This window comes from Bacillus sp. SLBN-46 (assembly GCF_031453555.1).
GTDB lineage: Bacteria > Bacillota > Bacilli > Bacillales > Cytobacillaceae > Neobacillus.
The window spans coordinates 1,493,930-1,509,132 of sequence record NZ_JAVIZM010000001.1 but is presented as its reverse complement, the minus strand read 5'-3'; the positions used below and the strand labels follow the sequence as shown (position 1 = coordinate 1,509,132).

Below are 15,203 nucleotides of genomic sequence, written 5' to 3'. Positions count from 1 at the left end.
CGTATAATTAAATTTTAAACTATCGTTCTATGTAACTTATTGCCCAGATTAGTTCTTTATCGAGAACGTTCGTTATAACTAATAATAAATCCATACACTATCACTGTCAACAAATTTTAAGACAAGAAATTAAATATTTTCTTCTTTCCGTTAAATAAACCATGTTTCTTCATTAGTTAAAAACAAATTGACATCCCCAGCAATCTGTAGTAAATTTTATAAATAATCTAAATAATTGATTTCTTATCAAGAGAGGTTGAGGGAATGGCCCTGCGACGCCTCAGCAACCTTCAATGAACGATTTGTTCTTTGAAAAGGTGCTAAGTCCTGCAAATTTTACTAATTTGCAAGATAAGAAGAATGACAAGTGTGTCGTACATACAAAAGTCTTCTTCTTATAAGAAGACTTTTTTTATTTATCTGAAGGCTTTAGCGCCCTGTAGCGTTAAAGTTGGCAATTATAATTCTAATTACAACAATAAACTTACCTTTAAGGAGTGTGCATTATGTACAAAATTGACACAAAATTAGCTCAAATTGGAAACCGCAGCGAGACTGCGACAGGTACAGTGAACCCGCCTGTTTATTTTTCTACTGCTTATCGACACGAAGGCATCGGGCAATCAACAGGGTTTGACTACAGTCGAACAGGAAACCCAACCCGTCAGCTCCTGGAAAAAACGATTGCTGATTTAGAAGATGGGGACCAAGGCTTTGCCTGCAGTTCAGGAATGGCTGCTATTTTCACGATTCTTTCCTTATTTCAATCGGGAGATGAATGGCTGGTAAGCGAAGATTTATATGGCGGTACCTATCGCTTATTAGAGCAAGGCTTTAAAAAATGGGGATTAAACACTCAATATGTAAATACCTGTTGTCCGGAAGAAATCGAAGGGAAGATTACTCCACAAACAAAGGCCATTTTTTTGGAGACTCCTACTAATCCCCTCATGCAGCAATCGGACATTGCCGCTGTTTCTCAAATTGCAAAGAAGCACGGAATACTCTTGATTGTTGATAATACCTTCTATACCCCACTATTACAGCAGCCGATTAAGCTCGGGGCTGATATCGTTATTCATAGTGCAACGAAATACCTGGGTGGTCATAACGACGTACTTGCGGGATTGATTGTCGCTAAAGGAAAGGAATTATGTGAAGCATTAGCTTTTCATCATAACGGTGCGGGTGCCGTACTTAGCCCGTTTGATTCCTGGCTGTTAATGCGCGGAATGAAAACCCTGTCGCTTCGAATGGATAGACATGAAAAAAATGCAAAATCGGTGGTAGAGTTTCTTTCCAATCATGAAGGAGTGACAGATGTTCTTTATCCTGGACGCGGTGGAATGGTTTCTTTCCGTATAAAAGATGAAGCATGGGTGAATCCATTCCTACAAGGATTATCTCTCATTACGTTTGCAGAAAGTCTCGGTGGAACGGAAAGCTTTATTACCTATCCTGCTACACAAACGCATGCGGATATTCCAGAAGAAATTCGAATTCAATCAGGAGTTTGTAATCGTTTATTACGTTTTTCCGTTGGGATTGAAGATCCACAAGACTTAATTGAAGACTTGAAAAAGGCGTTCGCGAACGTGAAAGAAGGAGTGATTGCGTAATGTCACACGAGGAATACACCTTTGAAACCAGGCTTCTTCATAATCAGCATAAAGTGGACCCGACAACGGGTGCAGTTAGTGTTCCCATTCAGCATGCATCCACCTTCCACCAATTTGATTTCGACCAGTTCGGTAAATACGATTATGGCCGCAGTTTAAATCCAACAAGGGAAGCATTGGAAGATGTGATTGCAGAACTTGAGGGCGGTGTAAAAGGTTTTGCTTTTTCATCTGGTATGGCCGCCATTTCGACAGCATTCCTGCTGCTTTCCGCTGGTGATCATATTGTCATTACCGAAGATGTATATGGCGGTACGTTCCGGATGGTCACACAGGTCCTTTCCCGGTTCGGTATTGAACATACCTTTGTGGATATGACCAATTTAGACGAAGTAAAACAAGCAATTCAGCCGAATACAAAAGCATTTTATGTGGAAACACCCTCCAATCCATTAATGAAAGTGACTGATATTGAGGCCATTAGCAGTTTAGCAAAGGAAATTGGCGCATTAACCTTTGTTGATAATACATTCCTTACCCCTTCTCATCAAAAACCATTGGAACTAGGTGCTGATGTTGTCCTGCATAGTGCAACGAAGTTTCTATCAGGACATAGTGATGTAGTTGCCGGCCTCGCTGTGGTTAAGGATGAAGACTTGGCGAAAAAATTAGGCTTTTTACAGAATGGATTTGGCGCTATATTGGGCGTCCAGGATGCCTGGCTCGTACTAAGAGGGATAAAGACACTTCATGTTCGTCTAGAACAATCACAGAAGTCAGCTATTAAACTCGCAGACTTTTTAGATGACCATCCGCTTGTGAAAAAGGTGCATTATCCGGGGCTCAAAAGTCACCCTCAATATCACATCCAGAACAAGCAAGCAGCGGGGCCGGGTGCTGTCTTATCGTTTGAATTAGAAAGTGAAGATGCGCTCCGAGCCTTTTTGGCCAATGTAGAAATCCCTGTTTTCGCTGTCAGCCTGGGAGCAGTCGAATCAATTCTATCTTATCCGGCGAAAATGTCACATGCCGCCATGCCACTAGAGGAAAGAGAAAAACGTGGGATTACTAATAGCCTCGTCCGACTATCGGTTGGACTTGAAAATCCAGATGATCTAATCAAGGATTTTTCCCAAGCGTTTGAGAAAGTTAATCGAAGTCAATTAGTATTCGAGCGGGGAGAATAGCGATGAGCTTTTTAGAAAAATTAACAAATCAAATCTTAATAGCCGATGGAGCTATGGGAACTCTATTGTATTCGTACGGAAAGGATAGTTGTTTAGAGGAACTAAACCTTTCCCAGTCAGAACATATCCAAACACTCCATCAAGCGTATATCGATGCCGGTGCTGATGTCATTCAAACCAACACATATGCCGCCAATTATTTAAAGCTACAGCGGTATGGTTTGGAGGATTCTGTAAAGGAAATTAACAGTGCTGCCGTAGCTATTGCTAAAAGAGCCGCTGCAAAAAAACAAGCATACGTCCTTGGAACGATTGGCGGGAATCGAGGAATAAAACCTGATTCAATAACATTAGAAGAATTAAAGCGGAGCTTCCGCGAACAATTATATTGTCTTCTCCTTGAAGGCGTAGATGGTTTGTTACTTGAAACCTTTTACGATTTGGAAGAACTTGAAACGATATTAACCATTGCTAGAAAGGAAACCAACCTGCCAATCATTGCACAAGTCTCCCATCAGGAGCCAGGATTTTTACAGGATCGAACGCCTGTCAATGATGCCTTAAAACGGCTTGAAGGTCTTGGAGCCGATGTCGTCGGTCTGAACTGCCGGCTTGGCCCCCACCATATGCTGCTAGCGTTGGAGCAGATAGAAATACCTGAACATGCATTTCTATCAGCCTATCCAAATGCCAGTCTCCCTGCCTATACGGACGGAAAGTTCCACTATGAAGGAGATGCCGATTATTTCCGAAATTCGGCAAAAGCGTTCCGTAATCAAGGTGTACGATTACTGGGCGGTTGCTGCGGGACAACGCCAGACCATATTCGAGCCTTTGCAGCGGAATTAAAGAATAGTGTTCCAATTACTGAAAAAATAGTAAAATTAGAACCAAAGCAGATTGTAGTTGAACCCTCAGACTCTCCAAAAAGGGAGTATGCTCCCCTTCAAGAGATTGTGAAAGAGAGACCATCTGTTATCGTAGAATTAGATCCTCCTAGAAAGCTAGATACGACCAAGTTTTTCGAAGGAGCAAAAGCGTTAAAAGAAGCCGGAATTGATTCTATTACTCTGGCTGATAATTCCCTTGCAACTGTACGTATCTCCAATGAATCATTGGGATATTTAGTGAAGGAAAAATTAGGCATGCGACCGCTTATTCACATTGCCTGTCGCGACCGTAATATTATTGGCTTACAATCCCACTTAATGGGGCTCCATACTCTAGGATTAAATGACGTGCTTGCGATTACAGGCGACCCTGCAAGAGTAGGAGATTTCCCTGGTGCTTCATCCGTCTATGATGTGTCATCATTTGAACTAATTCAGATGATAAAGCAGCTAAATGAAGGTTTGTCTTTTTCCGGTAAAGACTTAGGACAAAAAACCGACTTCAGTGTGGCAGCAGCTTTTAACCCGAATGTGCGCTCACTCGAGAAGGCTGTTAAAAGGCTTGAGAAGAAAATTCAATTTGGTGCAGATTATTTTATCTCCCAGCCTGTTTTTTCAGAAGAAAAGCTGATTGAAATCTATGAACATACGAAACACCTTAAGGCACCTATTTATATTGGACTCATGCCACTGACAAGTAGTAAAAACGCAGAATTCCTCCATAATGAAGTGCCGGGAATTAAAATTTCCGATTCCATTCGTGAGCGAATGGCAAGGTTGAATGACCAACCGCTTCAAGCAGCGCGGGAAGGTATTGCTATAACTAAGTCACTCATTGACGCTGCTCTAGATTTATTTAATGGAATTTATTTAATCACACCATTTTTACGTTACGAATTAACTGCAGAGCTGGCCCATTATGCCCGTCAGCGTGCAAGTGAAGTGAGGGGGAACAACATTGCTGAAAACATCATTTACTGATCAGTTGAAGAAACGAATCCTCGTAATGGACGGAGCCATGGGAACCATGCTGCAACGAGTAAACCTTACCGCTGAGGATTTTGGCGGAGAGGAATTCGAGGGCTGTAATGAAAACCTTAATTTAACTGCTCCCTCTGTTATAGCCAATATTCACCGTGAATACTTAGAGGCTGGCGCAGACATTATTGAAACGAATACTTTTGGGGCGACTAGCCTGGTGCTTGATGAATACGGTCTCGGCTACAAAGCCTATGAAATCAATAAAATCGCTGCCATGATTGCGATTGGTGAGGTGCAAAAGGTTTATTCTGAGGAATGGCCGCGTTTTGTTGCTGGTTCGATGGGTCCGACGACGAAAACATTAAGTGTGACTGGCGGAACTACCTTTGATGAACTTGCGGCAAGTTACGAGGAACAAGCAATTGGCTTAATCGATGGCGGCGTTGACTTGCTGCTTTTAGAAACAAGCCAGGATATGTTGAATGTAAAAGCTGGGTTCGCTGGTATCCAAAGTGCTTTTTCGAAAACAGGTACTACACTTCCGATTGTGATATCGGGTACGATTGAACCGATGGGTACCACTCTTGCAGGTCAGTCTATCGAAGCGTTCTATATTTCAGTTGAGCATATGAAACCAGCTGCAGTGGGACTGAACTGTGCAACGGGTCCAGAGTTTATGCAGGATCATATTCGTTCCCTTTCCAATCTTGCGACAACTGCCGTTAGCTGTTATCCGAATGCTGGTCTGCCTGATGAAGAAGGACACTATCATGAAACACCGGAAATCCTTGCGAAAAAGCTGTCTGATTTTGCTGCGCATGGCTGGTTAAATATTGTCGGCGGCTGCTGCGGCACGACTCCTGAACATATTAAAGCTATTTCGGAAGCAATGAAAAATTATCAGCCACGGGGATATGAGCCATCTTCTGTTCACATGGTATCAGGTATTGAACCATTTGTTTACGATGATCCGACATTACGTCCGATCATGGTGGGCGAACGCACGAACGTCATTGGCTCTCGTAAATTCAAACGGTTAATTACCGAAGGGAAATTTGAAGAAGCGTCAGAAGTTGCACGGGCACAGGTAAAAGGCGGCGCTCATGTCATTGATATCTGCCTTGCTGACCCTGACCGCGATGAAATCGTGGACATGGAAAATTTCATTAAAGAGGTCGTAAAAAAAGTTAAGGTACCTCTTGTAATCGACTCAACCGATGAGAAGGTTATTGAAAAAGCACTCAAATATTCACAAGGAAAAGCAATTATTAATTCGATTAATCTTGAGGATGGTGAAGAGCGTTTTGAAGCCATCGTTCCTTTGATTCATCGCTATGGGGCAGCTGTTGTTGTCGGTACCATCGATGAGGAAGGTATGGGAGTTACTGCCGAGAGAAAGCTTGAGATTGCCAAACGTTCCCATGACCTGCTGGTCCATAAGTATGGGTTGCAACCGCAGGATCTAATTTTTGATCCGTTAGTGTTCCCTGTTGGTACAGGGGACGAACAATACATTGGGTCTGCGAAGGCAACGGTTGAAGGAATTAAGTTAATTAAGGAGCAGCTTCCAGGAGTACAAACGATTCTTGGAATTAGTAATGTATCCTTTGGATTACCGCCAGTTGGCAGAGAAATTTTGAATTCGGTATTCCTTTACCACTGTACACAGGCTGGTTTGGATTACGCCATTGTAAATACGGAAAAGTTGGAGCGCTTTGCCTCCATTTCTAAGGAAGAAGTTACATTAGCGGAGGATTTGTTATTTAAAACAACTGATGAGACGTTAGCTGTTTTTACAGAGTTTTACCGTGGTAAAAAGAAAGAAGCGAAGAGTACGGTACCAAATATGACTTTGGAAGAGCGTCTCGCCTATTATGTGGTGGAAGGTACGAAAGAAGGCTTATTACCAGATTTGGATTTGGCGCTTGAAAGCTATCCTGCCCCGCTTGATATCATTAATGGACCGTTAATGAATGGCATGAAAGAAGTTGGGCGACTATTTAATGATAACCAATTAATTGTTGCTGAGGTTTTACAGAGTGCAGAAGTGATGAAGGCCGCGGTATCGCATTTAGAGCCGCATATGGAAAAAGGCGATGTGTCTGCGACAAAAGGCAAAGTTATTTTAGCTACTGTAAAAGGTGACGTCCATGATATAGGTAAAAACCTTGTGGAAATTATCCTTAGCAATAATGGCTATGATGTGATAGACCTCGGGATTAAAGTGAATCCAACCGATTTAGTTCAAGCTATTCTTAGGGAAAAACCAGACATGGTTGGATTATCCGGTTTACTGGTTAAGTCTGCACAACAAATGGTGTTAACGGCTCAGGATATGAAAGATGCTGGCATCTCACTCCCTATCTTAGTTGGAGGTGCCGCTCTATCTCGTAAGTTTACCGATACGAAGATTGCTAAGGAATATGATGGACTTGTTTTGTATGCGAAGGATGCGATGAATGGATTATCACTGGCAAACCAACTGCAAAACCAGGAGGAACATCAAAAGCTGTTGGTTGAGAAGGCTGAAAAGCTGGCTGCATTAGAGATACCAAGAGAGCTACCTGTCCGCGCTACAGGATCTGTTGCAGTGAAAGTGAAGCCGGCTATATCCACAGAGGCACCAGTCTTTACGCCAATGGATACAAAAAGACACATTTTAAAAACCTATTCCCTCTCTCATATTGAGCCATATATCAATATGCAGATGCTGATTGGACATCATCTTGGTGTTAAGGGGAAGGTTGCTAAATTGATTGCTGAAAAGGATGAAAAGGCAGTAAAAGTAAAAGAGGTAGTGGACCAACTACTGGCTGATGCAAGCCGCGAAAATTGGATTACACCGAATGCCGTTTATCAGTTTTTCCCAGCACAATCGGATGGAAACAAGATCTATATTTATGATCCAGAAAATCACGAGAAAATTATTGAAACATTCGATTTCCCACGCCAGGAATCAGCTCCACATCTTTGCTTAGCTGATTTCTTAAAATCTGTTGAAAGCGGAGTTATGGATTATGTTGGCTTCTTTACCGTAACAGCAGGTAGAGGGATTCGCGAAAAAGCGGATGAATTCAAGGCTGCCGGCCGCTTTCTGGAATGCCATGCTCTCCAGGCATTAGCACTCGAAACAGCAGAAGGCTTTGCTGAATTAATTCACCGTCAAATGCGTGACCGCTGGGGCTTCCCGGATCCCCTCACGTTTACTATGCAGGACCGGTTTGCTGCTCATTATCAGGGACAGCGTTTCTCGTTTGGATATCCTGCCTGTCCGGATTTAGAAGATCAGAAAAAGTTATTTACATTAATTCGGCCTGAAGAAATTGGAATCCAATTAACCGAAGGTTGCATGATGGAACCGGAAGCTTCGGTTTCTGCGATGGTTTTTGCCCATCCAGAAGCGAGATATTTTAATGTGTTAAGATAAGCATCTCAATGTAAAAAGAGTGACTATTTTTTAGTCACTCTTTTTACATATGGTTCATCATTACACAGCCTGATATTTATGTAAGAATCTTTGACTTGCAAGATTTAAATTATGTAAGCACTCTTTTTTAATATGCTCATCACAAATGAAATCATTCATTAATTCATCTTTCATTTCAGAGTAAATTTCCATCACTTGTTCACGTGCCAAATTAATGGAACTTTTCTTTTTTGCAAAACTCATTATTTCCTTCTCAAAATATTCAATAGAACCAAATAACACCTTCAATTTCCCACCCATCCCTTTATGTTTAGTTTTCACAAATAAAAAGCCTCCAAAAAGAGGTGGACTAACAAACCGTAATGCCATAGAAGTTTTATTCAAACATTAGATTCCGTTCTTTTTGGCAACCCGACTATCATAGTCATATGACCTTAGACTCGTGGCTTTGCGTCCTTTTTTTTCAAAAAGTTTGCCTTTTTCACTTTATACCTTAATAGTAAAATCTAACTAGGAACAATTCAACACTTTTCGTCAATTTATTACAAAAAATTTGATTTTTTTAACAAATTATGAGCATTTATGCCCCTGTGAACATTTCTTGACATTTAATAATAAATACACTATAGTTACCTAGGTAACTAATTATATGAAGTATCGGAGTGCATTTATGATAACCCACGAGTTATTCCATACTCTTCACCAACTTTCACGTCATCTCACTAACAAACTCAATGAAGCTTTATCGCCAATGGGCTTGTACGGTTCTCAATGGGCCGTTATTTTTGTTTTAAAAACTAAAGGATCGTTATCCCAACGAGAACTTTGTGATTATTTATTTGTCGAAGCACCGCCCATGACCCGAACGATTCAACGCCTAGTTAAGCAGGGATATGTGAAGCAAGTTCAAGGTCAGGACAAACGGGCGAAGTATATAGAATTAACAGAAGAAGCATTGAAATTATATCCCGAATGGGAAAGTGTTGTGAACGAGGTCAACCAGACATTACTGCAGCATTTTCCATTAACATCTCAAGAGGAATTACTAACATTGCAAAATAGCTGGTTAAAGCAGCTTTTATAAAGGAGTGCATCACATCTATGAATAAACCCAAACTATGGACGAAGGATTTTATTAGTGTATCGTTAAGTAACTTTTTTCTGTTTTTAACTTTTTATATCCTGCTCGTCACGCTTCCCACCTATGCGTTGGATGAATTACATAGCAGTGCATCTGTCGCGGGATTAATGACAACCGTATTTTTACTATCCGCCATCATCTCACGTCCGCTTGCTGGACAGTGGTTCGAACGCGCGAGTAATAAGAAAGTGCTCTTATCGGCGCTCATTATTTTCTCTGCCGCCTCTCTTCTTTACTTTATTCCTAAAACAGTCGCCGGTTTTCTAGTTATTCGTCTACTTCATGGTGTTGGTTTCGGTATGGCAACAACAGCAGTCGGAACAATTGTAGCTAATATCATTCCAGCTTCACGCAGGGGCGAAGGTATGGGATATTTCGTCATGTCAACGAATATGGCAATGGTTTTAGGACCATTTGTCGGATTGATGGCCATTCAACATTGGGGCGCGAACACCCTGTTCATTCTTAGTGTCATTGTTGCTGCTGGTTCTCTCCTGACTGGACTTAGTGTAAAATTAACTAATTCTGAACAGCCGGATCAGCCAAAAGCCACTTCAGCCTTTTCATTTAAAAACTTATTTGAAGCATCTGCTGTTTCTATCTCGATTGTTGGAAGCTTCCTAGCGATTGTCTATTCTGCTCTTTTATCATTTGTCTCGATTTATGCAACAGAAATTCATTTAGCTAGCGTTTCAAGTCTTTTCTTTGTTGTCTATGCGATTGTTCTGTTACTTTCTAGACCATTCACAGGTAAATGGCTCGACCTTTATGGTCCAAACGTGATTTCTTATCCCTCTATCTTACTCTTTGCTATTGGGATGTTTGTATTAAGCCAAAGCAGCGGAGCATTCATGTTCCTATTTTCTGCGGGAATGATTGGCTTAGGATGGGGAACACTATTCCCTACCTTTCAAACGATTGCCATCCAAGATGCTGAGCCTAGAAAAAGAGGTCTAGCGACAGCAACCTTTTTATCCATCTATGATACCGGTATTGCACTAGGTTCGTTGGTAGTTGGCTTACTGGTAGCTAACATGGATTATAGTTCGTTATATTTCATGTGTTCCTTTTATATTTTAATTGGATTGGTACTCTTTTACTTCCTTCATACGAAGAAAAGAAGTACCCCGCAGGAGCAAACAAAAATTCAAGAAATTTAATATTTTCTCTTCACACTCCTTTAAAATGTTATATAATGGTAGGAAACCATTTATAGGAGTGATTACAATGGCTAAATCAAATGCCAAAAAGCTGCGTGACAAGCTGACACGCGAAGGGAAATTGAATCCAGAAAACAAGCGAAGCCCATTTGTTTTTACGGATATGAGAACAAGAGCAACAAAAACGAAAAAAGATCATTTATACCAATTTAAACATAAGAACCATCAATCCCAGGACGGAAATGATGGTTCTTTTTATTTTGCAGCAAGCGACAAATGCTTCAGAAGAATCTGTCTATCTACATATAACCTTTGTGCCTCTTCAAGAGAGGTTTCCACAAAATGGATTTTGGTGTCAGGCACCGCTTGAGCGAGCAATGGGATGTCGACTGATATTACTGTTCCTATTCTGGTGTAGCCGCCGGTTGTTTGTCGGTCAGCCATGAGGATAATGGGTTGACCGCTGGCAGGAACTTGAATCCCTCCTAATGGAATGGGATCAGAGATGATATCCGGCCCTTGAACGTGGTCAAGCTTAGGCCCCTTTAGCTGATAACCCATTCGATTCGATTGCGGTGTCACAACATACTCTTCTGCGAGAAATCGCTCGACACTTGAACGGCTAAACCTCTGCTCATGTGGTCCAAGAATGACCCTTACAGATAGCTGTGTTTTATAACTTGGAATAAACTCAGGAGGCAGTGATTTAAACGGCTTTCTAATGACCGGCTCACCATATAAAATGTCTTCCTTTTGTAAAGGCCGACCTTCAAAACCTCCAAACCTTCCATTTAAAGAGGTTGATTTACTATTTAAAACAACAGGTACATCGATTCCACCAGCAATGGCAAGATAAACCCGTGCACCTTGTTTACACGGAGCAAAAGATAATGTCTCTCCTTTTTTCAACAAAAAGCTCTTCCACATGGGCACTTCCCGATTATTTACCCTCGGCGAAAAGTCCCCGCCACAAATCGCAATGACGATTGTTTGGCAGGCTTCTAAAACAGGTCCTACTAACGCCGCTTCCAGTACAGCCTCCCCTGGATGATTTCCAACTAGGATATTTGCCAGCTTTATTGAGTAAGAATCCATTGCTCCCGAAGGACTGATTCCGAATTGTTGATAGCCAACCCTTCCCAAATCCTGAATAGTCGTTTGTAATCCTGGTTTTATTACTTTAAAAATAGCTGTTTTCATTGTTCGCTCCAGCTTTTTCGAAGAAAGATGTTTTCTTGTGCCAATGCCTTCTGTAACTCGGATACGAACTCCACAGCCTTCGGTCCATCACCATGCACACAAATTGTATCCGCCTGAATATCAAGGTCGGTTCCATCTACTGCTTTTACTTTCCCCTCGGTAATCATCCGAACCACTCTCTGGATGGCTTCAATAGAATCATGAATGAATGCGTTGTTTTCACTTCTTGATGTCAATGTCCCATCCGGCTGATAGGTACGGTCCGTAAACACTTCCTGCGCAACTTGAAGCCCTTTTTGCCGCCCTGCTTTTATTATTTCACTTCCTGCTAAACCAAACAGTACTAGTTGTGAATCGAGGGCAACAATTGCCTCAGCAATTGCATCTGCTATCTCCCGATTTCTTGCCCCCATGTTATACAAAGCACCGTGCGGTTTGACATGGGAAAGGGAGGTTCCGTTTACTTTGCACACAGCTTGTAATGCCCCAATTTGATAAATCATTAGATTGTAAATTTCTCGTGATGAAAGATTCATCTCCCTGCGGCCGAATCCTGCAAGGTCAGGAAATCCTGGATGCGCCCCTATTTTCACACCGTTTTTTTGTGCAAGCCTGACTGTTTCAAACATGACATTGTGGTCTCCTGCATGATAACCACAGGCTATATTAGCCGACGTGATATACTTTAACACCTCTACGTCATTTCCTACTTTGAATGCTCCAAAGCTTTCACCAATATCACTATTGAGATCAATGATTTTCATGTTTCTCCCCCCTTATGTAGGTTTTCAGTTTGTATTCTTTCCTTTCGACCAATTGTTTAATAGTTTCATATTCTTCAAAATTTATTGGAATAAATTTTATATAATTGCCTGGTGCAACAAGGGCCGGAGGGGTATTTTCAATAGCAAACAGCTTTAGTGGTGTTATACCAAGAATCCTCCAGCCCGACGGAATCTCTGAAGGATAGATGCCTGTTTGGTTACCGCCAATGCCTACTGAGCCGGCAGGGATACTTCTCCGTGGATGTTCAAGCCTTGGGACTGCAAGCTTTGAAGGCAATCCCCCAAGATAGGGAAATCCCGGTATAAAACCCAGCATATAAATCAAGTATTCTTTATTACTATGAAGTGCAATAACTTCCTTTTCACTTATTTCACAATACTGAGCAATATAGGCTAAATCCGGACCTGTTTCACCCCCATAGTAAACGGGGATTTCATAAACCGTGGGCTGATAGGGTTCATTATGCTTCGAAGTGGTATAAATGCCCTTTACCTTCTCCACTAAGGTATGATAGCTAATCTCCTCCGGACGATAATAGATGGCAATGGAAGTATAGGACGGTACCCATTCTATAATCCCTTTCACCCTCGTATTGTTCAGTCCGACAATAAATTGGCGAATCTCCCTATGAATCTTTTCACTTATTTTTTCACCAAAATAGATCACAATAGCCATATCCCCGAGTGGTTTAATTTCTATGATCCTCACCCCTAAGTTCTTCTTTGCTTTTAAGTTATCTGCTTGCTTAGAATATTTCAACCTATTTTTACATTTCGTTTTCCAAATATCTTGAAGTGAGCAGTTTATTTTACAATCCTTGTTTGTTAGGCTACATTTATTTTGATACTAACTAAAAATTCTGGAGGTTTTGGAAATGTTTGATGTGTTAATTGTCGGAGCTGGACCTACCGGTGCGAGTGCTGCTATTTTTACAGCAAAGGCTGGAAAGAAAACCGTAGTGGTTGATAATGATAAAAGTGTGACTAAGCGTGCTTGGATTGAAAATCATTATGGTGTAACAGAAATTACAGGACCTGACCTTGTTGAAACTGGTAAAAAACAAGCGAGCAAATTTGGGGCAGAAATCGTCCAAGCTACTGTTTCAACGATCAGCAAAACTGAAAGCGGTTTTAAAGTAGAAACGGATCAAGGTGAATACGAAGCAAAGCATGTCATTTTGGCAACTGGAATGTCTGTTGACCTTGCTGAAGCAGTTGGATTAACAACTAAGCCTGGAACTGAGCCTAGAATCAAGACGATCCTTGACGTGGATGCTGCTGGAAAAACAAATATTGATGGCATTTGGGCAGCAGGAACAGTTGCTGGAGTGAGCATGCATACAATTATTACTGCTGGCGACGGTGCGAAGGTTGCGATTAATGTAATTAGTGAACTAAACGGTGAGCGCTACGTTGACCACGATGTGTTAAAAGCCTAAGACAGATAGGTGGGTGCCAAATGGCAGTTAAGAAAATGGACCATGTTGGTGTATATGTAAACAACCTTGATGCAGCTCTTACTTTTTATCAAGATGTGGTAGGGTTGGAGCTAAAAGACAGATTCACCATTGCAAATGGTGAAGTTACCTTAGCCTTCCTTGGATTTAATGGTTCCGATGAAACAGAGTTAGAACTAGTGTATGGCGGGAATCCAAACCTCCCTAATGAAGGAAAAGTGAATCATATTGCCTTCTTAGTTGATGATATAAATGAGGAATACGAACGTTTAAAAGGATTAGACGTATCCTTTATAAGGGATGAGATTGAGACACTCCCTAACGGCTATCGTAACTTCTTTGTTCACGGCCCTGATGGTGAGAAGGTTGAGTTTTTTCAAAGATAATCCCCGATTTTTTGGGGATTTTTTTCTTACAATAAACTGATGCTAGTAAGGAGGAGGTTTTCATATGAAGTTTCGTAAATTAGGAAGTACTGGTTTAGATGTATCGGTTATTGGTGTGGGGACCTGGCAGTTTGGCGGCGAATGGGGCAAAGATTTTTCCCAGAGAGAAGTAGATGACATTTTACATAAAGCGAATGAACTTGGTATTAACTTTATTGATACCGCGGAATGTTACGGAGATCACCTTTCCGAGAAACTGATTGGTGGGTATTTGAAAAATAATAAACGTAATGACTGGGTTGTTGCTACAAAGTTCGGGCACCACTTTTTAAATGATGGCTTTAAACGGGCAGATGAATGGTCTGCAGATGACGTAGTCAAACAGTTAGATACCTCTTTAGCGGCATTGCAAACTGAATACATTGACCTTTACCAATTCCATTCAGGCAGCGATGAAGTTTTCAATAATGATGCCCTGTGGACGGCTTTAGATAAGCAGGTCCAAGCTGGTAAGGTTCGTCACCTAGGTATCTCTATTAGCAGTAAAGCGGATACTTCCTATCAAGTCGACTCTGCCACAAAAGTAGGGGCAGAAGTGATTCAAGTGGTCTATAATCGTTTAGATCGTAAACCGGAGGAACTGTTCTTCCCGTCCGCTGAACGTCAAAATCTTGGTGTCCTTGCTCGTGTCCCGCTAGCCAGTGGATATTTAAGTGGAAAGTATAAGCAAGGAGCCGTTTTTGCTGAAACAGACGTACGGCATGGGCATGATCCAAAGGAAGTAGCAAGACAGCTTCAACTAGTTGAAGAAATACAAAAACACGAAGTACCTGAAGGCGTCAATATGGCACAGTGGGCACTAGCTTGGTGTTTGAAGCATCCAGCTGTTACACTCGTTATTCCTGGATCTAAAAATGTTGAACAGGTTACAATGAATGCTAAAGCAGCTGAGTTAGTAGAATAGGATTTG

At 41.4% G+C, this 15,203-nt stretch carries 13 protein-coding genes and 2 riboswitches; of the genes, 9 read left to right on the top strand and 4 right to left on the bottom strand.

The window, feature by feature from the left end:
- Nucleotides 1-240: 240 nt before the first annotated feature.
- Nucleotides 241-358: riboswitch (SAM riboswitch) on the top strand.
- Between the two features lie 148 nt (nucleotides 359-506).
- The 4 genes from QFZ87_RS07620 to metH are packed head-to-tail and all read left to right on the top strand — an operon-like array spanning nucleotide 507 to nucleotide 8,104.
- Nucleotides 507-1,619 (top strand): methionine biosynthesis PLP-dependent protein, encoded by a 1,113-nt coding sequence (locus QFZ87_RS07620; RefSeq protein ID WP_309859803.1) that lies wholly within the window; start codon nucleotides 507-509, stop codon nucleotides 1,617-1,619.
- Nucleotides 1,619-2,806 carry a cystathionine beta-lyase gene (metC, locus tag QFZ87_RS07615; RefSeq protein ID WP_309859801.1) on the top strand — a complete coding sequence of 396 codons (1,188 nt, stop codon included), beginning with the start codon at nucleotides 1,619-1,621 and terminating at the stop codon, nucleotides 2,804-2,806. Before QFZ87_RS07620 ends, metC begins: the two co-directional genes overlap by 1 nt.
- Nucleotides 2,807-2,808: 2 nt before the next feature.
- Nucleotides 2,809-4,677 (top strand): bifunctional homocysteine S-methyltransferase/methylenetetrahydrofolate reductase, encoded by a 1,869-nt coding sequence (locus tag QFZ87_RS07610; protein ID WP_309859798.1) that lies wholly within the window; start codon nucleotides 2,809-2,811, stop codon nucleotides 4,675-4,677.
- A 25-nt stretch (nucleotides 4,678-4,702) separates the two neighbouring features.
- A complete protein-coding gene (gene metH / locus QFZ87_RS07605) occupies nucleotides 4,703-8,104 on the top strand; it encodes a methionine synthase (RefSeq protein WP_396133957.1) in 3,402 nt (1,133 codons plus the stop codon).
- Nucleotides 8,105-8,164: 60 nt separating this feature from the next.
- Here the strand turns inward: metH and QFZ87_RS07600 are convergent, their stop codons facing one another.
- Nucleotides 8,165-8,425: a hypothetical protein gene (locus QFZ87_RS07600; protein WP_309859794.1), complete on the bottom strand. Its 261-nt coding sequence runs from the start codon at nucleotides 8,423-8,425 to the stop codon at nucleotides 8,165-8,167.
- Nucleotides 8,426-8,506: 81 nt separating this feature from the next.
- A riboswitch (cyclic di-GMP riboswitch) is annotated at nucleotides 8,507-8,591 on the bottom strand.
- Between the two features lie 183 nt (nucleotides 8,592-8,774).
- Here QFZ87_RS07600 and QFZ87_RS07595 point away from each other — a divergent pair.
- Both QFZ87_RS07595 and QFZ87_RS07590 read left to right on the top strand, forming a co-directional pair.
- Nucleotides 8,775-9,188 carry a MarR family winged helix-turn-helix transcriptional regulator gene (locus QFZ87_RS07595; RefSeq protein WP_309859793.1) on the top strand — a complete coding sequence of 138 codons (414 nt, stop codon included), beginning with the start codon at nucleotides 8,775-8,777 and terminating at the stop codon, nucleotides 9,186-9,188.
- 17 nt (nucleotides 9,189-9,205) lie between these two features.
- Nucleotides 9,206-10,405, top strand: a complete 1,200-nt coding sequence (locus QFZ87_RS07590) for an MFS transporter (protein WP_309859791.1) — start codon at nucleotides 9,206-9,208, stop codon at nucleotides 10,403-10,405.
- A gap of 255 nt (nucleotides 10,406-10,660) precedes the next feature.
- On the opposite strand, the gene QFZ87_RS07580 is transcribed toward QFZ87_RS07590, so the two are convergent.
- From QFZ87_RS07580 to pxpB, 3 genes are read right to left on the bottom strand one after another with little or no spacing between them, the layout of a single operon-like run.
- The gene (locus QFZ87_RS07580; protein WP_309859787.1) at nucleotides 10,661-11,605 is read right to left on the bottom strand and encodes a 5-oxoprolinase subunit C family protein; all 945 of its coding nucleotides are present in this window, start codon (nucleotides 11,603-11,605) and stop codon (nucleotides 10,661-10,663) included.
- Complete coding sequence (locus tag QFZ87_RS07575; RefSeq protein ID WP_309859786.1) at nucleotides 11,602-12,369, bottom strand: 5-oxoprolinase subunit PxpA; 768 nt, start codon at nucleotides 12,367-12,369, stop codon at nucleotides 11,602-11,604. The genes QFZ87_RS07580 and QFZ87_RS07575 overlap by 4 nt, the downstream gene beginning before the upstream one ends.
- On the bottom strand, nucleotides 12,356-13,099 hold the full coding sequence (gene pxpB, locus QFZ87_RS07570) for a 5-oxoprolinase subunit PxpB (RefSeq protein WP_309859783.1): 744 nt from the start codon (nucleotides 13,097-13,099) through the stop codon (nucleotides 12,356-12,358). Before pxpB ends, QFZ87_RS07575 begins: the two co-directional genes overlap by 14 nt.
- A 166-nt stretch (nucleotides 13,100-13,265) precedes the next feature.
- On the opposite strand from pxpB, the gene QFZ87_RS07565 reads away from it, so the two are divergent.
- From QFZ87_RS07565 to QFZ87_RS07555, 3 genes are all read left to right on the top strand, one after another.
- Nucleotides 13,266-13,829: an FAD-dependent oxidoreductase gene (locus QFZ87_RS07565; RefSeq protein ID WP_309859781.1), complete on the top strand. Its 564-nt coding sequence runs from the start codon at nucleotides 13,266-13,268 to the stop codon at nucleotides 13,827-13,829.
- Nucleotides 13,830-13,849: 20 nt separating this feature from the next.
- Nucleotides 13,850-14,233: a VOC family protein gene (locus tag QFZ87_RS07560; RefSeq protein WP_309859778.1), complete on the top strand. Its 384-nt coding sequence runs from the start codon at nucleotides 13,850-13,852 to the stop codon at nucleotides 14,231-14,233.
- A gap of 64 nt (nucleotides 14,234-14,297) precedes the next feature.
- Nucleotides 14,298-15,197 carry an aldo/keto reductase gene (locus QFZ87_RS07555; protein WP_309859776.1) on the top strand — a complete coding sequence of 300 codons (900 nt, stop codon included), beginning with the start codon at nucleotides 14,298-14,300 and terminating at the stop codon, nucleotides 15,195-15,197.
- The last annotated feature ends 6 nt before the right edge of the window (nucleotides 15,198-15,203 follow it).